23 protein-coding genes are annotated in these 21,327 nt (G+C 72.7%); 14 read left to right on the forward strand and 9 right to left on the reverse strand.

What is annotated here, in order from left to right:
* Positions 1 to 130: 130 nt before the first annotated feature.
* Positions 131 to 493 (reverse strand): HesB/IscA family protein, encoded by a 363-nt coding sequence (locus CHC11_RS15835; protein ID WP_026405700.1) that lies wholly within the window; start codon positions 491 to 493, stop codon positions 131 to 133.
* Positions 494 to 728: 235 nt separating this feature from the next.
* Between CHC11_RS15835 and nadA the strand changes: the two genes are divergently transcribed.
* Complete coding sequence (gene nadA / locus CHC11_RS15840) at positions 729 to 1,883, forward strand: quinolinate synthase NadA (RefSeq protein ID WP_089312470.1); 1,155 nt, start codon at positions 729 to 731, stop codon at positions 1,881 to 1,883.
* Between the two features lie 27 nt (positions 1,884 to 1,910).
* Here the strand turns inward: nadA and pspAB are convergent, their stop codons facing one another.
* From pspAB to CHC11_RS15860, 4 genes are all read right to left on the reverse strand, one after another.
* Entirely contained in the window at positions 1,911 to 2,516 is a 606-nt protein-coding gene (gene pspAB, locus CHC11_RS15845; protein WP_089312471.1) for a PspA-associated protein PspAB, read from the reverse strand.
* Between the two features lie 3 nt (positions 2,517 to 2,519).
* Positions 2,520 to 3,437, reverse strand: a complete 918-nt coding sequence (gene htpX / locus CHC11_RS15850; RefSeq protein WP_089312472.1) for a zinc metalloprotease HtpX — start codon at positions 3,435 to 3,437, stop codon at positions 2,520 to 2,522.
* A 131-nt stretch (positions 3,438 to 3,568) separates the two neighbouring features.
* Positions 3,569 to 3,847 (reverse strand): PspA-associated protein PspAA, encoded by a 279-nt coding sequence (gene pspAA, locus CHC11_RS15855; RefSeq protein WP_089312473.1) that lies wholly within the window; start codon positions 3,845 to 3,847, stop codon positions 3,569 to 3,571.
* Positions 3,844 to 4,650, reverse strand: coding sequence for a PspA/IM30 family protein (locus CHC11_RS15860; protein WP_218826107.1), 807 nt, complete (start codon positions 4,648 to 4,650; stop codon positions 3,844 to 3,846). Before CHC11_RS15860 ends, pspAA begins: the two co-directional genes overlap by 4 nt.
* Positions 4,651 to 4,783: 133 nt before the next feature.
* On the opposite strand from CHC11_RS15860, the gene CHC11_RS15865 reads away from it, so the two are divergent.
* Both CHC11_RS15865 and CHC11_RS15870 read left to right on the forward strand, forming a co-directional pair.
* Positions 4,784 to 5,359: a DUF3043 domain-containing protein gene (locus CHC11_RS15865; RefSeq protein WP_245919255.1), complete on the forward strand. Its 576-nt coding sequence runs from the start codon at positions 4,784 to 4,786 to the stop codon at positions 5,357 to 5,359.
* A gap of 118 nt (positions 5,360 to 5,477) precedes the next feature.
* Entirely contained in the window at positions 5,478 to 6,479 is a 1,002-nt protein-coding gene (locus CHC11_RS15870) for an aldo/keto reductase family protein (RefSeq protein WP_089312476.1), read from the forward strand.
* A gap of 63 nt (positions 6,480 to 6,542) precedes the next feature.
* Here CHC11_RS15870 and CHC11_RS15875 read toward each other — a convergent pair whose 3' ends face one another.
* Positions 6,543 to 6,740: a hypothetical protein gene (locus CHC11_RS15875; RefSeq protein ID WP_089312477.1), complete on the reverse strand. Its 198-nt coding sequence runs from the start codon at positions 6,738 to 6,740 to the stop codon at positions 6,543 to 6,545.
* A gap of 37 nt (positions 6,741 to 6,777) precedes the next feature.
* Positions 6,778 to 7,692: a DsbA family protein gene (locus CHC11_RS15880; protein ID WP_143227079.1), complete on the reverse strand. Its 915-nt coding sequence runs from the start codon at positions 7,690 to 7,692 to the stop codon at positions 6,778 to 6,780.
* Between the two features lie 67 nt (positions 7,693 to 7,759).
* Between CHC11_RS15880 and CHC11_RS15885 the strand changes: the two genes are divergently transcribed.
* The 8 genes from CHC11_RS15885 to lipB all read left to right on the forward strand — a co-directional run bounded on the left by CHC11_RS15885 (position 7,760) and on the right by lipB (position 16,743).
* Positions 7,760 to 8,704 carry a bifunctional adenosylcobinamide kinase/adenosylcobinamide-phosphate guanylyltransferase gene (locus CHC11_RS15885; RefSeq protein ID WP_089312479.1) on the forward strand — a complete coding sequence of 315 codons (945 nt, stop codon included), beginning with the start codon at positions 7,760 to 7,762 and terminating at the stop codon, positions 8,702 to 8,704.
* 16 nt (positions 8,705 to 8,720) lie between these two features.
* On the forward strand, positions 8,721 to 9,479 hold the full coding sequence (locus CHC11_RS15890) for an adenosylcobinamide-GDP ribazoletransferase (RefSeq protein WP_089312480.1): 759 nt from the start codon (positions 8,721 to 8,723) through the stop codon (positions 9,477 to 9,479).
* A 72-nt stretch (positions 9,480 to 9,551) separates the two neighbouring features.
* The gene (locus CHC11_RS15895; protein ID WP_089312481.1) at positions 9,552 to 11,084 is read left to right on the forward strand and encodes a leucyl aminopeptidase; all 1,533 of its coding nucleotides are present in this window, start codon (positions 9,552 to 9,554) and stop codon (positions 11,082 to 11,084) included.
* A 160-nt stretch (positions 11,085 to 11,244) separates the two neighbouring features.
* Positions 11,245 to 12,636 carry a dihydrolipoyl dehydrogenase gene (gene lpdA / locus CHC11_RS15900; RefSeq protein WP_089312482.1) on the forward strand — a complete coding sequence of 464 codons (1,392 nt, stop codon included), beginning with the start codon at positions 11,245 to 11,247 and terminating at the stop codon, positions 12,634 to 12,636.
* 36 nt (positions 12,637 to 12,672) lie between these two features.
* Positions 12,673 to 14,154 carry a 2-oxoglutarate dehydrogenase, E2 component, dihydrolipoamide succinyltransferase gene (gene sucB / locus CHC11_RS15905; protein ID WP_089312483.1) on the forward strand — a complete coding sequence of 494 codons (1,482 nt, stop codon included), beginning with the start codon at positions 12,673 to 12,675 and terminating at the stop codon, positions 14,152 to 14,154.
* Between the two features lie 127 nt (positions 14,155 to 14,281).
* A complete protein-coding gene (locus CHC11_RS15910; RefSeq protein ID WP_089312484.1) occupies positions 14,282 to 15,169 on the forward strand; it encodes a TIGR01777 family oxidoreductase in 888 nt (295 codons plus the stop codon).
* 85 nt (positions 15,170 to 15,254) lie between these two features.
* On the forward strand, positions 15,255 to 15,992 hold the full coding sequence (locus tag CHC11_RS15915) for a Type 1 glutamine amidotransferase-like domain-containing protein (RefSeq protein WP_089312485.1): 738 nt from the start codon (positions 15,255 to 15,257) through the stop codon (positions 15,990 to 15,992).
* A 37-nt stretch (positions 15,993 to 16,029) separates the two neighbouring features.
* Positions 16,030 to 16,743 carry a lipoyl(octanoyl) transferase LipB gene (gene lipB / locus CHC11_RS15920; protein ID WP_245919257.1) on the forward strand — a complete coding sequence of 238 codons (714 nt, stop codon included), beginning with the start codon at positions 16,030 to 16,032 and terminating at the stop codon, positions 16,741 to 16,743.
* Here lipB and CHC11_RS15925 read toward each other — a convergent pair.
* Positions 16,725 to 17,225 (reverse strand): YfbM family protein, encoded by a 501-nt coding sequence (locus CHC11_RS15925; RefSeq protein ID WP_089312486.1) that lies wholly within the window; start codon positions 17,223 to 17,225, stop codon positions 16,725 to 16,727. The two genes, lipB and CHC11_RS15925, sit on opposite strands and share 19 nt — an antisense overlap.
* A gap of 206 nt (positions 17,226 to 17,431) precedes the next feature.
* Between CHC11_RS15925 and lipA the strand changes: the two genes are divergently transcribed.
* Both lipA and CHC11_RS15935 read left to right on the forward strand, forming a co-directional pair.
* Complete coding sequence (gene lipA / locus CHC11_RS15930) at positions 17,432 to 18,358, forward strand: lipoyl synthase (protein ID WP_089312487.1); 927 nt, start codon at positions 17,432 to 17,434, stop codon at positions 18,356 to 18,358.
* A 46-nt stretch (positions 18,359 to 18,404) separates the two neighbouring features.
* The gene (locus CHC11_RS15935) at positions 18,405 to 19,100 is read left to right on the forward strand and encodes a DUF4191 domain-containing protein (RefSeq protein WP_089312488.1); all 696 of its coding nucleotides are present in this window, start codon (positions 18,405 to 18,407) and stop codon (positions 19,098 to 19,100) included.
* Between the two features lie 66 nt (positions 19,101 to 19,166).
* Here the strand turns inward: CHC11_RS15935 and CHC11_RS15940 are convergent, their stop codons facing one another.
* Entirely contained in the window at positions 19,167 to 19,643 is a 477-nt protein-coding gene (locus CHC11_RS15940) for an RDD family protein (protein ID WP_089312489.1), read from the reverse strand.
* A gap of 154 nt (positions 19,644 to 19,797) precedes the next feature.
* On the opposite strand from CHC11_RS15940, the gene glnA reads away from it, so the two are divergent.
* Positions 19,798 to 21,222 carry a type I glutamate--ammonia ligase gene (glnA, locus tag CHC11_RS15945; protein ID WP_089312490.1) on the forward strand — a complete coding sequence of 475 codons (1,425 nt, stop codon included), beginning with the start codon at positions 19,798 to 19,800 and terminating at the stop codon, positions 21,220 to 21,222.
* The last annotated feature ends 105 nt before the right edge of the window (positions 21,223 to 21,327 follow it).

Genomic DNA, 21,327 nt, shown 5'->3' on the forward strand with positions numbered 1-21,327 from the left:
AGATCGCCGCCTCACGACAGTTCGCCGCGGTACCGCCGCGGGGCAGCCCTGAGGGGCGGCCCGGACCCGTGGTCCGGCCCGCCCCTCTTCGGGCCCTACGCTCGACCGGTGCCGGCGCGCTCGGCGCGCGTCAGTTGAAGGAGTCGCCGCAGGCGCAGGAACCCGACGCGTTCGGGTTGTCGATCGTGAAGCCCTGCTTCTCGATCGAGTCCACGAAGTCGATGGTGGCGCCCGTGAGGTAGGGCGCGCTCATCCGGTCGACGCGCACCGACAGGCCGTCGAAGTCCTGGATCTGGTCCCCGTCCATCTCGCGCTCGTCGAAGAAGAGCTGGTAGATCAGACCGGAGCAGCCGCCCGGCTGCACGGCGACACGCAGCGCAAGGTCATCACGGCCCTCCTGCTCAAGCAGGCCCTTGGCCTTCTCGGCGGCGGCGTCGGTGAGGACGACGCCCTGCTGCGTGGTCTCCTGCGTGGTCTCGCCTGAAACCGTCATGTGTTCAGCTCCCGGGTCTCGCTGCGCCGCGCTAGCGGCGGACTGTCGCTTGTCCTCGAAGACGTCTCATGCCTCTTCCCGTAGGACAACGTACCTCGCCACATGGCCATTCCGCTTCTCGGCGGTGTTAACGCCCCGCACGGGTGCGGTCTACGTCACACCGCCAACCCCTCGCCGCATATGCCATTATTAGTCGTCAGAGCGACGATAAGTCCCGTCGCGAAGGGAGACCGCCGTGACCACCCCAGTGCGCGACCTGCCGCTGCTGCTGCTCGGCAGCGGCGCCGACCCCGCGAGCGAACGCGGCGTGGACTGCCCCGGCGAGCTGCCGGCGGCGTCCGACCCCGCCCTCGTCGAGCGGGCCCGTGCCGCCAAGGCGGCGCTCGGCGACCGCGTGTTCGTGCTCGGCCACCACTACCAGCGCGACGAGGTCATCCGGTTCGCGGACGTGACCGGCGACTCGTTCAAGCTGGCCCAGCGGGCCGCGGCCCGCCCCGAGGCGCCCTACATCGTGTTCTGCGGCGTCCACTTCATGGCCGAGTCGGCCGACATCCTGACCGCCGCACACCAGCGGGTGATCCTGCCCGACCTCGGCGCGGGCTGCTCGATGGCCGACATGGCGACCTTCGACCAGGTCGAGGAGTGCTGGGACGTCCTGGAGGACGCCGGGATCGCGGACGACGTCGTCCCCGTCACCTACATGAACTCCTCGGCCGACATCAAGGGCTTCGTCGGGCGGCACGGCGGGGTGGTGTGCACCTCGTCCAACGCCAGGCGCGCCCTCGAGTGGGCCTACGGCAAGGGCAAGAAGGTCCTGTTCCTGCCCGACCAGCACCTCGGCCGCAACACGGCCGTCCTGGAGATGGGCCTCTCGCTGGACGACTGCGTCGTCTACAGCCCGCACCGCCGCGAGGGCGGCCTCACGCACGGCCGGCTGCGGGACGCCAGGATGATCCTCTGGCGGGGCCACTGCTCGGTGCACGGCCGGTTCACCAAGGAGTCGGTGGACGACGTCCGCGCGCGGGTGCCGGGGGTGAACGTCCTCGTCCACCCCGAGTGCCGGCACGAGGTCGTCACGGCCGCCGACCGGATCGGCTCGACCGAGTACATCATCAAGGCGATCGAGGCCGCCGAGCCCGGATCGTCCTGGGCCGTGGGGACGGAGCTGAACCTCGTCCGGCGGCTGGCGAACGCGCACCCGGACAAGAACGTCATGTTCCTCGACAAGGCCGTCTGCTACTGCTCGACGATGAACCGGATCGACCTGCCGCACCTGGTGCTGTCGCTGGAGTCGCTGGCCGCCGGAACGGTCGAGAACGTCATCGAGGTGGACGAGGAGACCGCGCACTACGCCCGCCTCGCCCTCGACCAGATGCTCGCCCTGCCCTGACCGGGCGCGGGCGGGCGCAGGAGGGGATCACAGGCCGGGGGCGCCCCAGACGGGGAACCACCGGCCGAGGTCCTGCTCGAACGGCAGGTCCGCGCCGATCGCGCCGCGCACCTGGAGCTCCAGCGCGTTGTCCCGCCGGGGGGACGGCGGGGCGTGGCCGTCGGGAGGAGACACCGCTCCGGGGAGCGGCGCGAACGGGTAGAAGGTCCCGCGCTTGTAGAGGTAGACGAGCGCGAGGCGGCGGCCGTCCGGCCCCTGGAAACCGACCAGGGAGCACAGCAGGTGCGGGCCGAACCCGCCCGCCTCCAGCGTCGCGTTCACCGCGTGCAGGTCGGTGACGAGGTCGGGCAGCTGGTCGGGCCGCTGCTCGGCGAGCAGCCACGTGTAGCCGTAGGTGTCCGTGCTGATCTGGACCTTGGGCCCCTGGTCGGCGTCCAGCAGCTCCTGGACGTCGGCCTGGAGCCGCGCGAACGCGCCGCCCTCGGCCGCGCGGAAGCACACCGAGCCGAGCCCCGTGGGGGTGAACCCCGTCGCCGCCTCCAGCGTGACGGCCGCGGTCGACAGCCCGAAGATCTGGTCGAGGTCGGGCTTGGCCGGCTTGGACCGGCCGAGCAGGGTGTCCAGGAACCCCACGGATCACACTCCCCTGCTGAGCTGCTCGGAGATCTTCGACAGCTGCGCGAGCCGCCGGTCCAGCGACGGGTGGGTGGAGAACAGCGAGGAGACGCTGAAGCCCCTGCCGAGCGCCGGGGTGAAGAAGAACGCGTTGAACGCCTGCGAGGAGCGCAGGTCGTTGGTCGGGATCCGCGCGATCTCGCCGCTGACCTTCGTCAGCGCGCTGGCCAGGGCGGAGGGGCGGCCGGTCAGCAGCGCGGCGGCGCGGTCGGCCGACAGCTCGCGGTAGCGCGACAGCGCCCGGGTGAGCAGGAAGCTGACCGCGTAGGCGAGCGCGCTGGCCGCGACGACGGCGAGCAGGATCAGCCCGGTGTTCTGGTCGTTGCTGCGGCGCCCGAACCCGCCCCACAGGCCCCACTGGAGCCCGAACCGGGTGATCAGGCCGGCGAGGATGCCGAGGAAGGAGGCGATCGTCATGACCGCGACGTCCTTGTGCGCGACGTGCGCCATCTCGTGCGCGAGCACGCCCTCCAGCTCGACCGGGTCGAGCCGGCGCAGCAGGCCGGTGGTCACGCAGACGACGGCCTTCTTCTGGTTGCGGCCGGTGGCGAACGCGTTCGGCACGTCGGTGTCGGCGATCGCGACCCGCGGCTTCGGGGCGTCCGACATCGCGCAGATGCGGTCGATGACGCCGTGCAGCTCGGGCGCCTCCTGAGGGGAGACGACCCGGCCGTGCATGGCGAACAGCGTCATCCGGTCGGAGAAGAAGTACTGGGCGATGAGGAACAGCACCGCGAAGACCAGCGCGACGCCGGCCCACTTCGGCACGAAAACGAAGAACGCCCCCACGAAGACGACGTAGACCAGCCCCAGCAGGAACATCGTCACGAGCATCCGCGATGTCAGCCCCCGGTCGGAGGCGTAACGCGTCCTGGCCATCCGGCCACCCCCAGTCCTTGCTCCTCTTCACTTGTACGAACGCACAAGGCGCGGGTTTTGTGCCCGGATGTCCATAATGTGACCCGGACCCCGCGGGGTCGTCACGGAGGACGGCCCGAGGCCCCCGCCGGTCAGTCCGGGATGAGGCCCTCGTCTCCCAGCATGGAGCGCACCTCGTCGATGTGCGCGTCCGCCGGGGGCAGGATCAGCTCGGACGGCTCCAGGCTGTCCGCCGGCAGCGGCCTTCCCACCTTGCGGACGTTGTCCAGCAGGGCGTGCAGCGCGGCGCGGAAAGCGGACTCGTCGCCCGACTCGATCGCCGCCTCCAGCTCGGCGTCGAGGGTGTTGAGCGAGGGCAGGGCCTCCTCGGCCACGTCCAGCTGGCCCTCGCCCATCAGGCGGACGATCACTGGGCACCCCCGGGATTCTGCGGCCACGGGGCCTGCTGGGGGGTGTCCTGCTGCTGGTGCGGCTTGGCGGTCGGCGAGCCCTGGTTCAGCTCCTTGGGCGCCGGGCCCTGGCCGAGTTCGGCCTTGAGACGCTCCAGCTCCATGTCGACGCCGGGGCCGGAGCCCATCCGGTCGAGTTCGGCCTGGATGTCGTCCCTCGGACCGGAGAAGTCCTCCAGGGCGCCGGAGGCCAGCAGCTCGTCGATGGCGCCGGCGCGGGCCTTCATCGTGTCGGTCTTCTCCTCGGCGCGCTGGATCGCCAGGCCGACGTCGCCCATCTCCTCGGAGATGCCGGAGAACGCCTCGTTGATCTTGGTCTGCGCCTCGGCGGCCGTGTAGGTCGCCTTGATCGTCTCCTTGCGGGTGCGGAAGGAGTCGACCTTGGCCTGCAGCCGCTGGGACGCGAGCGTGAGCTTCTCCTCCTCGCCCTGCAGCTGCTGGTACTGCCCGCGCAGGTCGCCCAGCTGGCTCTCCAGGCCGGAACGGCGGGTCAGCGCCTCGCGGGCGAGATCCTCGCGGCCCACCTGCAGCGCCTTCTTGCCCTGGTCGGTCAGCTTGCTCTGCTGCTGTTCGAGCTGGTTGATCTGCAACTCGAGACGCTTGCGCGAGGTGGCGACGTCGGCGACCCCGCGACGGACCTTCTGCAGCATCTCCAGCTGGCGCTGGTAGGAGTAATCGAGGGTCTCCCGAGGGTCTTCCATCCGGTCCAGGGCCTTGTTCGCCTTGGACTTGAAGATCATCGACATTCGCTTCATCACGCTCATCGCGCGGCGCCGGTCCCTTCGTGCTGTCGCCTCAGTCGTGAACTGGGCTCAATGACCACTGCTGGGGTTCTTATCACCCTACGCGTTAACGCGCGAGGCAGCCACGATGTTCGCAGCCGGTAGGCTGATCCCTGTGTTCAAGCGTCGTACCCCGGAGGCCCCGCCGGATCCTCCTCAGGTAGTAAAGCCCGGCGGCAAGGGCCGTCCCACGCCCAAGCGCAGCGAGGCCGAGAAGCGCCGTCGGCAGCCGATCACGGCGCCGACGACCCGCAAGGAGGCCTACAAGAAGGTGCGGGAGCGGCAGGCCACCGATCGCGCCAAGGCCCGCCAGGGCATGGCCAAGGGCGACGAGAAGCACCTGCTCAAGCGAGACAGGGGCCCCGTGCGCCGCATGGCCCGCGACTACGTCGACTCGCGCCGCACGGTCGGCTCCTACCTGATGTACGCGATGTTCGCGATCGTGCTGCTCAGCCTGCTGCCGATCCCGGCGGCCCGGCTGCTGGTGCTGTTCGCGCCGCCGCTGCTGCTCGTGGTGGTCTTCGCGGAGGGCTTCCTGCTGAGCCGCGGCATCAAGCGGCTGGCCGCCGAGCGCCACCCCGGCGAGGACGCCAAGGGCGTCGGCATGTACGCCGCGATGCGCGCGATGCAGATCCGCCGGCTGCGGATCCCGAACCCGCGAGTGCGCCTCGGCGAGAAGGACAAGGTCTGAGAAGGCCCGGGGTCTGAGGACCGGGTCCGGGTCCGGGTTCACGTCCGTCGCGGCGCCCGGCGGGAGCGTCCGCCGCGCGCCGCGCACCGACGATCAACGCGGGGCTAGGGTCGGGCCCATGGAGTTCCGAAACCTGGGCCGGAGCGGCCTGAAGATCAGCGAGATCGCGTACGGCAACTGGCTCACCCACGGCTCGCAGGTCGAGGAGGACGCGGCGCGCGCCTGCGTGCGGGCGGCCCTCGACGAGGGCGTGACCACGTTCGACACCGCCGACGTCTACGCCGGAACGCGTGCCGAGGAGGTCCTCGGGCGGGCGCTGAAGGGTCAGCGCCGCGAGGGGCTGGAGATCTTCACCAAGGTCTACTGGCCGACGGGTCCCGGGGTGAACGACCGGGGCCTGTCGCGCAAGCACGTCTTCGAGTCGATCCACGGCTCCCTGCGCCGCCTCGGGACCGACTACGTGGACCTGTACCAGGCCCACCGCTTCGACTACGAGACCCCGCTGGAGGAGACCCTCCGGGCCTTCGACGACCTCGTCCGGCAGGGCAAGGTCCTCTACGTCGGGGTGTCGGAGTGGCGGGCCGAGGAGATCGAGCGCGCCCTGAGGATCGCCGATGAGATGGGCTTCGACCGGATCGTCTCCAGCCAGCCGCAGTACTCGATGCTGTGGCGGGTCATCGAGGAGGAGGTCGTCCCGCTCTGCGAGCGCGAGGGCGTGGGCCAGATCGTCTGGTCGCCGATCGCGCAGGGCGTCCTGACCGGCAAGTACAAGCCGGGGCGGCCGCTGCCGGAGGGGTCGCGCGCCACCGACGACAAGGGCGGCGCCGACATGATCAAGCGCTACCTGGACGACGACCTGCTGACCCGCGTGCAGAACCTGCGGCCGGTCGCGGACGACCTCGGCCTGTCGATGGCGCAGCTCGCGATCGCCTGGACGCTGCAGAACCCGAACGTCTCGGCGGCCATCGTCGGCGCGTCCCGCCCCGAGCAGGTCACCGACAACGTGAGGGCGGCCGGGGTGAAGCTGGAGGCCGACGTGATGAAGCGGATCGACGAGATCCTCGGCGGGACCGTCATCCGCGACCCGGCCAAGACCGTCAGCCCGCGCACGCGCCCCTGAGCCCGGCGGGCACCCGGGGGCCGCGGAGCGCGACGCTGCGCGGCCCTCGCCCTTCCCCGCCGGTCACTCCGGATCGTGCAGGCTCATCCCGTACACGACGCTGTCGCCGTCCAGCAGGGTCACCTTGTCGACCTCGTCGGCGCGCAGCCCCCGCCAGTTCTCCCCCAGCCAGCTCTCCGCGTCCGCCTGGGTGGAGAAGGTCTCCTCCGACATGCCGATCGTCCGCCCGTCGGCCTTCTCCAGCCGCCAGCTCCACGCCATCGCCCTCGACCTCCCTCGTCGCGGTGAGACTAGCCGGTCAGGCGGCGGCCTCTACGGCGCGGCGCAGCGCGTCGGGGCTCTCGGTGTCGGACTGGCTGAGCGTCCGCCCGTTGACCCGCACGCTGGGCGTCCCCTGGATCCCGGACGAGATGTAGCCCTGGCTGACGGTCTTCACGCTGCCGGCGTGGCGCTGGCCCTTCACGCACGACGTGAACTCCTCGCTCGTGAGCCCCAGCGGCTCCGCGAAGGAGAGCAGGTCCCGGGTCAGGTAGCCGGTGGCGTTCTCGTTCTCGGGCTGATGGGCGTAGAGAGCGTCCTGGTAGGACAGCCAGTGGGCGCCGTCGGTGACGCAGCGCAGCGCCGCCGCGGCCCGCAGCGAGTTGTCGTGCGCCGGCTGCGTGCCCTCACCGAAGATCAGCATCGGATGGAAGACGACCTTGGCGCGGCCCTCGACGGCCAACCGCTTGAGCATCGGGTCGTGCCTGCGGTCGAAGGCGCCGCAGGGCGGGCAGGCGAAGTCCTCGTAGATGTCGACGACCGGCGTCGTGACGCCCGGCCTGGCCATGGCGAGGCTCCCGTCCGCGAGGGGCGCGGCCTCCGCGCCGCCGGCGATCTCGCCGACCCTCAGCCGGGCCTCCCCGCCGTCGCCTCCTCCCTCGTCGCCGCCGCTCCGGACGAGGAAGACGAAGACGGCGGCCACCGCCAGCACCAGGACGAGCCCGGCCCCGGCCAGCGCGAGCACCAGGCCGCCGCCGCGACGCCCGCGCGGGGGCGGTGTTCCGAGCGGAGGCGCGGGCATGCCGTGCGGCGGGGGCGGCCCCGGCCGCCATCCGGGGCCCGGGGCCGGTCCCGGCGCGGGACCGCCCGGCGGCACGGGGGGCGGGCCGTAGGGCGGCTGCTGCCCGCCCCGGCCCGGTTGCGGGGGCCAGGGCGCGTTCGGGGGGTTGCCCACCGGAACTCCTCCAGAGGGGACGTGGTGAATCCTCCAGCCCGAGGGTAACCGTAGAGTTCGCGGCGGGATGGACATCGAGCTTCGCGGCGTCGCCGCCGCACAGGGCTGGCCGGCGCCGGGGTGCCGCTGCGCGTCGTGCGGCAGGCTGCGCGCGGCCGGCGTCCGGCACGAGCCGTTCACCGCAGCGCTCGACGGCGTCGCGCTGGAGGACCTGCCGCGGACGGACGTGCCCGGCGGGTACGAGGTCCTCGCGCCCGGCGGAGGGCGTGCACTGGTGGCTGCGGGCCCGGGCGCCAGGCCGGAGCCTTCCGCGGGCGTCGAGTACGAGGCCGTGCTGCTGGACATGGCCGGATCGCCGGACCATCTGGGACACCTGCGCCGCGTCGGCGCCGTGACGCCGGGGACGCGGGTCGTGGCCGTTCACCTGGACCACCGCCTGTCCTCGCCGTCCGAGCTGGAGCGGCGCACGGCCTTCTGGAACCGCCCCGAGCATGGCCCGTTCCGGACGCTGCTCCTCGGCGGAAGCCGGTCGGGCAAGTCGGCCGAGGCGGAGTTGCGCCTGGCCGCGTGCCCGGACGTCCTCTACATCGCGACCGGACCCGTCCGGGACGACGACCCCGAATGGGCCGGGCGCGTCGCCGCGCACCGGCTGCGCCGTCCGGCGTGGTGGCGCACCGCGGAGACGACCGACCTCGCCGGCGCGCTCGCGGCCGCGACCGGCCCGGTGCTGGTGGACGGCATCGGCACCTGGCTCGCGGCCGCGATGTCCGAGACGGACGCCTGGCAGGAGCCGTCGCGGGTGGAGCCGCTCGTGGACGGCCTGGTCGCGGCCTGGCGGGGCACGGCGGCGCGGGTCGTCGCGGTGAGCGACGAGGTCGGCCTGTCGCTGGTGCCGACCACGGCGTCCGGCCGCGCGTTCCGGGACGTCCTCGGCCGGGCCAACCAGCGGCTCGCGGCCGAGTCCGAGGAGGCGGCGCTGGTCGTCGCGGGCCGCGTCATGGAGCTCCGGTGACCCCCGTGGACCGCCGGTGACCGCCGGCCTGCGGCTGGCGGTCACGCTGCTCACCGTCGTCCCGCTGGGCACGGGCCGGGTCGACCGGGACGCCGCGCGCTCGGCGATGCTGCTCGCCCCCGCCGCCGGCCTGATCCCGGGCGGGGCCGCGGCGCTGGTCCTGCTGGCGGGCGGCCCGCTCGGGCTGTCCGGCCTGCTCGCGGCGGCGCTCGCGGTGGCCGCCGCGGCGGCGGTCACCCGCGCCCTGCACCTGGACGGCCTGGCCGACCTCGCCGACGGCCTCGGCAGCGGGCGTCCCGCCGCCGAGGCACTGGCGATCATGAAGCGGTCCGACATCGGCCCGTTCGGCGTCGTCACCCTGTTGCTGACGCTGCTGATCCAGGTGGCCGCGCTGGCGTCGGCGCCGCAGCCCGCCCTCGCCGCGGTCGTCGCGTCGGTCACCGGCCGGCTGGCGCTCGCGTGGGCCTGCCGCACGGGCGTGCCGTCCGCGCGTCCCGGCGGCCTCGGGGCACTGGTGGCGGGCACCGTGCCGACCCGCGCGGCGCTCGCGGCCACGGCCGCCGTCGTGGCGGCCGCGGCGGCCGCGGGCCTGGCCGCCGGCGGCCTCGGCGGCGCCCTGCACGGTGCGGCGGCGGTGGCCGCCGGGCTGGCCGCCGCCCTGCTGGCGCTCCGCCGCGCCGTGCGCCGCCTCGGCGGGGTGACCGGCGACGTGTTCGGCGCCCTCGTCGAGGTCGCCGCGACGGCCGCCCTGATCGCCCTCGCGGCCCTGCCCTGAGAGCGCGGCGTCAGCCGGGCCGCGCCGCCGCGCCGCGCCGCCGCCCGGGCCCGGGACCGCCCCGGGCGGGCAATGCTTGATCCAAAAGGGCGAAACCGGTCACCAGGAGGACTAACATCGGGCTACGTGACGAGCATCAGCCTTGACAGCGCAGACCTGACCGGCCTCGACGTCGACGCGATCGTGATCGGCGTCGCCCCCGCCGAGGCGGGTGCCGCACCGGCCGACGGCGCGCAAGCCCTCGACCGCGCGATGGAGGGCAGGCTCGCGGAGGCGCTGGCCGCGCTCGGCGCCACCGGCAAGGCCGGCGAGGTGACCCGGCTGCCGTCGCTCGGCGCCGTCCCCGCCAAGGTGATCGTGGCCGCCGGGCTGGGCGAGGACCCGTCCGCCGAGGACCTGCGCCGCGCCGCCGGGGCCGCGGTCCGCTCCCTCGCGGGCACCGCCCGGGTCGCGGTCGCGCTCCCCGCCCCGGGCGCCGAGGGCGTCGAGGCCGTCGCGCTGGGCGCGCTGCTCGGCGCCTACTCCTTCGACACCTTCCGCACCGGCGACGGCCGCAAGAGCCCCGTCGAGGAGATCCGCCTGGTCGCGCCCGCGTCCGAGGAGGCCGCCCTCGGGCGCGCCCGCACCCTCGCCGCGTCGGTCACGCTCGTCCGCGACCTGGTGAACACCCCGCCGTCCCACCTGTCCCCCGAGGACTTCGCCGGCGAGGCCGAGCGGGTCGCCGCCGAGACCGGCCTCGCCATCGAGGTACTGGACGAGAAGGCCCTCGTCGAGGGCGGGTACGGCGGCATCGCGGGCGTCGGGCAGGGGTCGGTGAACCCGCCGCGGCTCGTCCGGCTCGCCTACACCCACCCGGAGGCGGCCAAGACGCTCGCCCTCGTCGGCAAGGGCATCACGTTCGACTCCGGCGGCCTGTCCCTCAAGCCGGCCGAAGCGATGGACTGGATGAAGTCCGACATGGGCGGCGCGGCCGCGGTGCTCGGCGCGCTGGCCGCCATCGCCGAACTGCGCCCCGCGGTCAACGTCGTCGGCTACCTCGCCCTCGCCGAGAACATGCCGAGCGGCACCGCGCAGCGCCCGTCCGACGTGCTGCGCATCTACGGCGGCACGACCGTGGAGGTCCTCAACACCGACGCCGAGGGCCGGCTCGTCCTGGCCGACGCCCTCGTCCGCGCGGGCGAGGACTCCCCCGACCTCATCGTGGACGTCGCCACCCTGACCGGCGCGCAGCTCGTCGCCCTCGGCACCCGGACCACCGGCGTCATGGCCAACGACGACGGCGTGCGCGAGAAGGTCGTCGCGGCGGCCGACCGCGCGGGCGAGCCCTCCTGGGGCATGCCGCTGCCCCCGGAGCTGCGCAAGGGCCTCGACTCTGCGGTCGCCGACATCGCCAACATCAGCGGCGAGCGCTGGGGCGGCATGCTGGTCGCCGGGACGTTCCTCAAGGAGTTCGTGCCGGACGGCGTCAAGTGGGCGCACCTGGACATCGCGGGCCCCGCCTTCCACAAGGGCGAGCCGTACGGGTACACGCCGAAGGGCGGCACCGGTGCCGCGGCGCGCACACTGGTCCAGATCGCCGAAGACGTCGCCGCGGGCGTCCTGTAGGGGGCCACGGGAATTCCGCGGGGGCCCTGCCCGCTGTGAGCGGGCAGGGAACAGAATAGGTTTTCTTGTGGCGGTGGGGCGCCCGGGCTGCCGGTCCGCCCCGCCCCGCCCAGGCCGCCGCGATCCACGCGGCGCCACAACCGGGGAAAGGGAGCGTCCAGTGGCCAACAACGGCCCCTTCGACATCGTCGTCCTGGGTGCCGGCAGCGGCGGGTACGCGTGCGCGCTGCGCGCCGCCGAGCTCGGCAGGTCGGTCGCGCTCATCGAGCGGGACGAGTCGCTCGGCGGGACGTGCCTCAACCGCGGCTGCATCCCCACCAAGGCGCTGCTGCACGCGGCCGAGGTGGCGGACCAGTCCCGCGAGGCGGCGAAGTTCGGCGTGAAGACCACCTTCGAGGGCATCGACGTCGCTGGGGTGAACGCCTACAAGGACAAGGTCGTCTCGACGACCGTCAAGGGCCTCACCGGGCTGATCAAGTCCCGGGGCATCGAGGTCGTGCACGGCACCGGGCGGCTGGCCGGCCCCACCGCGGTCGAGGTCGACACCGCCGAGGGCACCCGCCGCATCGAGGGCGGGCACATCGTGCTCGGCACCGGATCGGCGCCGAAGTCGCTGCCCGGCCTGGACATCGACGGCGAGCGCGTCATCTCCAGCGACCACGCGCTGCGGCTGGAGCACGTCCCCGGCTCGGTCGTCATCCTCGGCGGCGGCGTCATCGGCGTCGAGTTCGCCAGCGTGTGGCGCTCGTTCGGCGCCGAGGTCACGATCGTCGAGGCGCTGCCGCACCTGCTCCCGCTGGAGGAGGAGTCCAGCTCCAGGCGGCTGGAGCGCGCCTTCCGCAAGCGCGGCATCAAGTTCGAGCTCGGCACCCGGTTCCAGAGCGCCAAGACGACGCAGGGCGGCGTCTCGGTCACCCTGGAGGACGGCAAGACCATCGACGCGGAGCTCCTGCTCGTGGCGGTGGGCCGCGGGCCGGTCTCCGACGGCATCGGCCTGGCCGAGGCCGGCGTCGAGACCGAGCGCGGGTTCGTCAAGGTCGACGAGTACTGCCGGACGAGCGTCCCCACCGTCTCCGCGGTCGGCGACCTCGTCGCGACCCCCCAGCTGGCCCATGTCGGCTTCGCCGAGGGCATCCTCGTCGCCGAGCGGCTGAGCGGGCTGGCCCCGCCGCCGATCGACTACGACGGCGTCCCTCGCATCACCTACTCCGACCCCGAGGTGGCCTCGGTCGGCATCACGTCCGCCGTGGCCCGTGAGCGCGGGTACGAGATCAAGGAGGTCACCTACGACCTGGCCGGCAACCCCAAGAGCAAGATCCTGGGGACGCAGGGCGAGGTCAAGGTGATCGCGGCCGTGGACGGCCCCGTCCTCGGCCTCCACATGGTCGGCGCACGCGTCGGCGAGCTCATCGCGGAGGGGCAGCTCATCTACAACTGGGAGGCCCTGCCCGGCGAGGTCGCCCAGCTGATCCACCCCCACCCGACCCAGTCCGAGGCGGTCGGCGAGGCGCATCTCGCCCTCGCCGGCAAACCACTGCACGTGCACGGCTGAGAAGCCGCACAAGTATTCCGAAGGAGTCGCTGAGACATGCCGGTCTCCGTCACCATGCCCCAGCTCGGCGAGAGCGTCACCGAGGGCACCGTCACCCGCTGGCTCAAGAAGGAGGGCGAGCGCGTCGAGACCGACGAGCCGCTCCTGGAGGTGTCCACCGACAAGGTCGACACCGAGATCCCCTCCCCCGCCTCGGGCATCCTCACCAGCATCACCGTCGCCGAGGACGAGACCGTCGAGGTCGGCGCCGAGCTGGCCGTCATCGGCGACGAGGGCGAGGCGCCGTCCGGCGGCGGCGCCCCGGCCGCAGAGGAGCAGGAGGCGGAGCCCCGGCAGGAGGCCCCGCAGCAGCAGGAGGAGGAGGCTCCGCAGCAGCCCCAGGCGCAGCAGCAGGCCCCGCCGCCCGCCGCGTGGCCGCCGCCGGCGCAGCAGCAGCCCGCGGCCCCGCCGTCCCCGGCGCCGCAGCCGCAGGCCCAGCAGCCGCCCGCGCCGGCACCGGCGGCGCAGCAGCCCGCCCAGCGGCAGGCGGAGCCGGGCGAGGGCCCGTACGTCACGCCGCTGGTGCGCAAGCTCGCGGCCGAGCACGGCGTGGACCTCGGCGCGATCAAGGGCACCGGCGTCGGCGGCCGCATCCGCAAGCAGGACGTCCTGGAGGCGGCCCGCGCCGCCCAGCAGGCCGCCCAGCAGCAGGCCGCGCCCGCCGCCGCCCCGCCCGCGCCCGCCCCGGCCCAGGCCCCCGCCGGACGGCACGCCGCCCCGGCGCCCGCCGGCGCCCCCGCCGAGCAGATGGCGCTGCGCGGCCGGACCGAGAAGATGTCGCGCATGCGGCAGACGATCGCCCGCCGCATGGTCGAGTCGCTGCAGGTGTCCGCGCAGCTCACCACCGTGGTCGAGGTGGACATCACCAAGATCGCGCGGCTGCGGGAGCAGGCCAGGGCCGACTTCCAGGCCCGCGAGGGCGTCAAGCTGTCGTTCATGCCGTTCTTCGCGCTGGCGACGGTCGAGGCCCTCAAGGCCCACCCGAAGCTGAACGCGGTCATCAACGGCGAGACCAACGAGGTCACCTACCACGAGGTGGAGAACCTCTCCATCGCGGTGGACGTGCCCGAGCGCGGCCTGATGGTCCCGGTCGTGCACAACGCGGGCCAGCTCAACCTGGGCGGCCTCGCGCAGCGGATCGCCGACATCGCCGAGCGCACCCGCACGAACAAGGTGAGCCCGGACGAGCTGGCCGGCGGCACGTTCACGCTGACCAACACCGGCAGCCGCGGCGCCCTGTTCGACACCCCGATCCTCAACCAGCCGCAGGTCGGCATGCTCGGCACCGGCGCCGTCGTCAAGCGCCCGGCCGTCATCGACGACCCGGAGCTGGGCGAGGTCATCGCGGTCCGGTCGATGGTCTACCTGGCGCTGACCTACGACCACCGCCTGATCGACGGCGCGGACGCGGCCCGCTTCCTCGCCACGGTCAAGCACCGCCTGGAGGAGGGCAACTTCGAGGCCGAACTCGGCCTCTGACCCCTGCCGCACGTCCGCCGGACCCCGCCGCGCCCGCAAGGCCGGCGGGGTCCCGCGCGTCCGTGGAAACGCGGGACCTGCCGGACAGTACCGGTGTCCGGCGGCGCCGTCCGCCTACGCTGGTGGTATGAGGGTCACCGTCACGGGCTCGTCGGGCCTCATCGGCTCGGCGCTGGTGCAGTCGCTCCGGCAGGACGGCCACGACGTCGTCCGGCTGGTGCGCAGGGAGCCGTCCCGCCCCGACGAGGCGCGCTGGTCGCCGGCCGACGGCTGCGTCGACAAGGAGTCGCTGGAGGGCGCCGACGCCGTCGTGCACCTGGCGGGCGCGGGGGTCGGCGACCGGCCCTGGACGAAGGCGTACAAGCAGAAGATCCGCGGCAGCCGCCTGGTCGGCACCCGCACGCTCGCCGAGGCGATCGCGGCGGCCTCGCCCCGGCCCCGCGTGCTGGTCTGCGGGTCGGCGATCGGCTACTACGGCGACACCGCCGGCCGGGAGGTCGACGAGGACTCCCCCGCCGGTGAGGGCTTCCTCGCCGGCGTCGTCCGCGACTGGGAGGCCGCCGCCGCGCCCGCGCGCGAGGCCGGGGTCCGGGTCGTGCACCCGCGGACGGGCGTCGTGCTGGCCCGCGAGGGCGGCGTCCTCGGGCGCACCCTCCCGCTGTTCAGGTTCGGCGTCGGCGGCGACCTCGGCGACGGCCGGCAGTGGACGAGCTGGATCTCCCTCCCCGACGAGGTCGCGGCCCTGCGGTTCCTCATCGACACCGGCATCGCCGGGCCGGTCAACCTCACCGCCCCGAACCCGGTGACCAACGACGCCTACACCAAGGCGGTCGGCCGCGCCCTGCACCGTCCGGCGCGGCTGCCGGTCCCGAAGTTCGCGCTGCGCGCCGCCCTCGGCGGCTTCGCCGACGAGGGGCCGCTGGTCAGCCAGCGGGTCCTGCCGCGCCGGCTGCTGGACGCCGGTTTCCGGTTCGCGCACGAGGACGTCGAGTCGGCGATCGCCGCCGTCCTCTGAGCCCCAAGAATCGTCAAAGTCCCGGCCGATCCCGTTCGGTGGCCATACGGTGACAATGAGACGGGACGGCCTACGAGGGGGATGCATGAGCACCGACGGACAGCCGCACATCCTCGCGATCGGCGGGGGCACGTTCGTACCGGACGGCCGCGAGGGGCTCGTCCCCAGCCCGCTGCTGCGCTACGCGTTCGACCTGACCGGCCAGGACCGCCCCCGCGTGTGCTTCCTGACGACCGCCGTCGGCGACGGCGCCGACTACATCGCGCGCTCCTACGCCGCGTTCTCCTCGATGGACGCCGAGGTCAGCCATCTCGCGCTGTTCCCGATGCCGAACGTCGCGGACGTCCGGGCCCACCTGCTCGGCCAGGACCTGCTGTACGTGTCGGGCGGCAGCGTAGCGAACCTGCTGGCGCTGTGGCGGCTGCACGGCCTCGACGAGATCATGCGCGAGGCGTGGCAGGAGGGCGTCGTGCTGTCCGGGCAGAGCGCGGGCGCGCTGTGCTGGCACGCCGGCGGCAACACCGACTCGTTCGGGCCGCAGCTGCGCCCGCTGACCGACGGCCTCGGCCTCCTGCCGTACTCGTGCGGCGTCCACTACGACAGCGACCCCCAGCGGCGCCCGCTGCTCCAGCAGCTCGTCGGCGAGGGGACCCTGCCGGGCGGCTACGCGGCCGACGAGGCGGTGGGCCTGCACTACGTCGGCACCGAGTTCGTGCAGGCCGTCTCCTACCGGCGGGAGGCGGGCGCCTACCGGATCGAGCCGGACGGGCCGGGGACGGCCAAGGAGTACCGGCTGGAGCCCCGGCTGCTCGCCGCCTTCTGAGGAGCGGTCCGGGCGATCACGGCATAAGCTGGCCCGTGTGAGCGATGTGGACGTACGCGAGCTGGTGGTGGTGCACGCGGGGTTCGGCACGGCTGCCGTCCCCTACGAGGACGGGTGGGAGCTGCAGAAGCGCACCCACGCGCTGCGGGTCGACGACGCGATCCCCGACACCGTCCTCCTGCTGGAGCACCGGCCCGTCTACACGGCGGGCAAGCGGACGGAGGCGCTCGACCGCCCGTTCGGCGACCCCGGCGCCCCGGTCGTGGACGTCGACCGCGGCGGGAAGATCACTTGGCACGGACCGGGGCAGCTCACCGGCTACCCGATCGTCCGGCTGCCCGACCCGGTGGACGTCGTCGGCTACGTGCGGCTTTTGGAGCAGATGATGTTGGACGTCTGCGCCGAGCTCGGGCTGGAGACGGAGACGGTGGAGGGCCGCAGCGGCCTGTGGGTCCGCGGGACCCCGGACCGCAAGATCGGCTCGATCGGGATCCGGGTGGCGCGCGGCGTCGCGATGCACGGCTTCATGCTCAACTGCGACAACGACATGGGCTGGTTCGACAAGATCGTCGCCTGCGGGATCCGTGATGTCGGGTCGACCAACCTCAGCCGCGAGCTGGGCCGGGAGGTGACGGTCGCCGAGGTCGTCCCGCTCGTCGAGCGGCGCCTGGCGGCGGCGCTGGGCGCGGCGGAGACCCTGCACCGCACCACGGCGCAGCTCGGGATCCTCGGTCAGGCCATCATCTTGTAGACGGCCTGCCCCTCGGTCGCGGCGAGCCGGAAGAATTCGGCCAGCCCCGCGTAGGCCGGCTGGAAGACCCGCTCCCGGGCGGCGTCGTCCAGGCGCCCGGCGTCCTGGACGCCGGCCCGGACCATCGCGGCCGGGTCGTAGCGCCCGGCGATCGCGGCGAACGGCGTCGCGGCCAGGTGGTCGGCGGCGGGCTTGACCCGCTCGGGGGCGAGGTAGATGACGTCCATGCCGAGCTCGTCGGCGCCGTCCTCGGTGAGCAGCCGGCCGCCGCACACGGCGTCGGCCTCGGGCTGGCGGCCCTCCCACGGGTCGCCGGTGACGAGGTAGTGCATCGCCTGCCACGCCCGGCCGAGCTCGAACTGCGCGCCCGCGGCGCGCCGCCGCCAGTTCGCGTCGCCGAAGACACGGCGCGCGATCCGGCCGGGGTCGGCTTCTCCCTCCAGCACGGGCGGCACCCTGAGGTACGACATTGCCAGACCCACGGTGGTCCTCCTGCTGACGCTGTTGCGTGACGACAGGGAGTCACCCTAGAGAGATCCATTGACGGAGATGACCGAAACACGCGAATCGGCTGCACCGGCGGAGTACCGTCATGCGTTCGAGATCCGTCCGATACGGCTTCGATGCTGCACCCTCCGGCGGGCCGCCGGTGTGCCGGTACCGCTGATCGCGACGTACGCTGGGACGCGTGACGACGGTGACACCTGAGGGACGCAAGCTCCTGCGCGTCGAGGCGCGCAACAGCCAGACCCCGATCGAGCGCAAGCCCGAGTGGATCAAGACCCGGATGCGGATGGGCCCGCAGTACCGCGAGCTCACCGGCCTGGTGAAGTCCGAGGGCCTGCACACGGTGTGCCAGGAGGCCGGCTGTCCCAACATCTTCGAATGCTGGGAGGACCGCGAGGCCACGTTCCTCATCGGCGGCGACCAGTGCACCCGGCGCTGCGACTTCTGCCAGATCGACACCGGCAGGCCCGCCGCGCTGGACCGGGACGAGCCGCGCCGCGTCGCCGAGTCCGTCGCCACGATGGGGCTGAAGTACGCGACCATCACCGGCGTCGCCCGCGACGACCTGGAGGACGGCGGCGCCTGGCTGTACGCCGAGACCGTCCGGCGGATCCACGCGGCGGTCCCCGGTTGCGGCGTCGAGCTGCTGATCCCCGACTTCAACGCCGTCCCGGAGCAGCTCGCCGAGGTGTTCTCGTCCCGGCCGGAGGTGCTCGCGCACAACGTGGAGACCGTCCCGCGGATCTTCAAGCGGATCCGGCCCGGGTTCCGCTACGAGCGCTCCCTGGAGGTCGTCACCCGGGCGCGCGAGGACGGCCTGGTCACCAAGTCGAACCTGATCCTCGGCATGGGCGAGACCCGCGAGGAGGTCTCGCAGGCGCTGCGCGACCTGCACGGGGCGGGCTGCGAGCTCATCACGATCACCCAGTACCTGCGGCCGAGCCCCCGCCACCACCCGGTGGAACGGTGGGTCAAGCCGGAGGAGTTCGTGGAGCTGGCGGCAGAGGCCGAGGAGATCGGCTTCGCGGGCGTGATGTCCGGGCCGCTGGTGCGCTCCAGCTACCGCGCCGGCCGCCTCTACAAGCAGGCCGTCTCCGCGCGCGGCTGACGCCCGGCTGTCGGGACGGCGGCCCGACCGGACTATCCTTGGACCCATGTCGAAAAAGCCCACGGACGGGGCCCAGGACAGTCCAGGGCGCCTCAAGCAGATCCGCATGGTCGCCCAGGTGCTCCGCCAGGCCGACCCGAAGGCCCTGCCGATCGTGTTCGCCTCCGCGATCGGGGCGCTGGTCGTCGTCATCCTCATCGGGCTGCTCATCGGCCAGCTGTGGTTCTTCATCCCGCTGGGCGTCCTCGCCGCGTTCGCCGTCGGCATGATCGTCTTCGGGCAGCTGGCGCAGCGCGCGCAGTACAAGGTGATCGCCGGGCAGCCCGGCGCAGCCGCCGCGATCCTGAAGAACATGCGCGGCAACTGGTCGGTGACCGAGGCGGTCAGCGGCAACCGCAACCTCGACATGGTGCACCGCGCGGTGGGGCGCCCCGGCGTGGTCCTCGTCTCGGAGGGCCCGCGCAGCCGCGTCGGCCCGCTGCTCGGTGCGGAGAAGAAGCGCATCTCCCGCGCCGCCCAGCAGGTGCCGATCTATGACGTGCAGGTGGGCGACGAAGAGGGCCAGGTCCCGGTCGACAAGCTCCAGCGCCACCTGATGAAGCTCCCCCGCAACCTCAGCAAGGGGCAGGTCGCCGAGCTGAACGACCGGCTCCAGGCACTCCCCCGGTCGATGCAGATGCCGAAGGGCCCGATGCCCAGGGGCGCGAAGATGCCGAAGGGCCCGAAGCCCAAAATGCGCTGACGCCCATGGAAAAGCGCCCCCTCCGGGGGCGCTTTCTCGTTTCCGGCCGGCTCTTTCCCGCTCCGGCTAATGGGAGACGACGACCGTGCTGCTCGCCCGGTCGTGCATGCCCCGGTAGTCGCGATCCCAGATCAGCGCGGGAATGACCAGGAGAAGAAGCAGCGTCCTGGCGAGGCTCCAGCCGAGGCCGACGGGCCGCCCGTCCAGCCGGGCGACCCGGATGCCGCACAGCCGCTTGCCGATCGTCGTGCCGAGGAACGCGGTGAGCACCCACGCCTGCAGGCCGAAGATGAGCAGCGTCCACGTGCTGCGCTCGGCGGGATCCCACCCGAACGAGCGCGCGAGCAGGCTCGCCACCAGCATGGAGAGGCCCCAGTCGACGAACAGGGCGAGGAGCCGGCGGCCGTAGGGCGCGACGGAGCCGCTGCCGCTCTCGGGCAGGCCGATCCGCTTGCCGGGCTCGCCGAGGTCCGCCCCGGCCGAGCGCGCCCCGCCGAGCCACGTCTGCGTCCACCGCGGCCCGGCCGCCTTACCACCGCTCATGTCCCTACGCTATCCCGTCCTTCCGGAGGTTCGGACGCGGCTCCCAGGGGGAAGCCCGAAGTGACCCGTAACACAGCGGAAACATACGAGACATGGCCGGGAAACGGCGCCGCCATAACGTGCTGGAAGCCGAGAACCGCCCTGAGGAGGCTGGATGTTCAGCAGCGCCGAAGAGGTCCTGAGCTACATCGGGAACGAAGGTGTGCGATTCGTCGACTGCCGGTTCGTGGACCTGCCGGGCAAGATGCAGCACTTCACCTTCCCCGTCGAGAGCTTCGGCGAGAGCGTCTTCACCGACGGGCTGATGTTCGACGGGTCGTCGGTCCGCGGTTTCCAGGAGATCCACGAGTCCGACATGCTCCTGCTGCCGGACCCGGCCACCGCGGTCCTCGACCCCTTCCGGCAGCACAAGACGCTGATCCTCAACTTCTTCGTGCACGACCCGCTGACCGGTGAGCCCTACAGCCGCGACCCGCGCAACATCGCGCGCAAGGCCCAGGACTACCTGCGCGGCACCGGCATCGCCGACACCTGCTACTTCGGGCCCGAGGCCGAGTTCTACATCTTCGACGACGTCCGCTTCGAGACCAAGCAGAACGCCGGCTACTACTACCTCGACTCCGTCGAGGGCGCCTGGAACACCGGCCGCGAGGAACCCGGCGGCAACCTCGGCGCCAAGCCCCCCTACAAGGGCGGCTACTTCCCCGTCCCGCCGATGGACCACTTCACCGACCTGCGCTCGGAGATGGTGGCGCAGCTCATCGAGTCGGGCATCCACGTCGAGATGCAGCACCACGAGGTCGGCACCGCGGGCCAGGCCGAGATCGACTTCCGCTTCGACACGCTGCTGAAGACGGCCGACAACCTGATGCTCTACAAGTACATCGTGAAGAACGTCGCGCGCGCCGCGGGCAAGACCGTCACGTTCATGCCGAAGCCGATCTTCGGGGACAACGGGTCGGGCATGCACTGCCACCAGTCCCTCTGGAAGGACGGCTCGCCTCTCTTCTACGACGAGGTCGGCTACGCGGGCCTGTCCGACAACGCCCGCTACTACATCGGCGGCCTGCTCAAGCACGCCGCGTCCCTGCTGGCCTTCAGCAACCCCACGGTGAACAGCTACCACCGGCTCGTCCCCGGCTACGAGGCCCCGGTGAACCTGGTCTACTCCCAGCGCAACCGCTCGGCCTGCATCCGCGTCCCGATCACCGGCTCGAACCCGAAGGCCAAGCGCATCGAGTTCCGCGTGCCGGACCCGGCCTGCAACCCCTACCTGGCCTTCTCCGCCATGCTGATGGCCGGCCTGGACGGCATCAAGAACAAGATCGAGCCCGCGGAGCCGGTCGACAAGGACCTCTACGAGCTGCCGCCCGAGGAGGCCCGCGCCATCCCCCAGGTCCCCGGCAGCCTCCCCGAGGTCCTCGCCGCCCTGGAGGCCGACCACGACTACCTGCTGGAAGGCGGCGTCTTCACCCCGGACCTCATCGAGACCTACATCACGATGAAGAACGAGTTCGAGATCGACCCCATCCGCCTGCGCCCCCACCCCCACGAGTTCGAGCTCTATTACGACATTTAAGATCGCCCCAGGTCAGAGCGGGTTTCCGCTCTTCTGGGCCGTCTGTGGGCCGTCGGCCGTGTCCTTCCCCTGGCGGAGAGCGCGGCCGACGGGCCTTTCCTACGG

Origin of the sequence: Actinomadura mexicana (assembly GCF_900188105.1) — a bacterium.
Classification (GTDB): Bacteria; Actinomycetota; Actinomycetes; order Streptosporangiales; family Streptosporangiaceae; genus Spirillospora; species Spirillospora mexicana.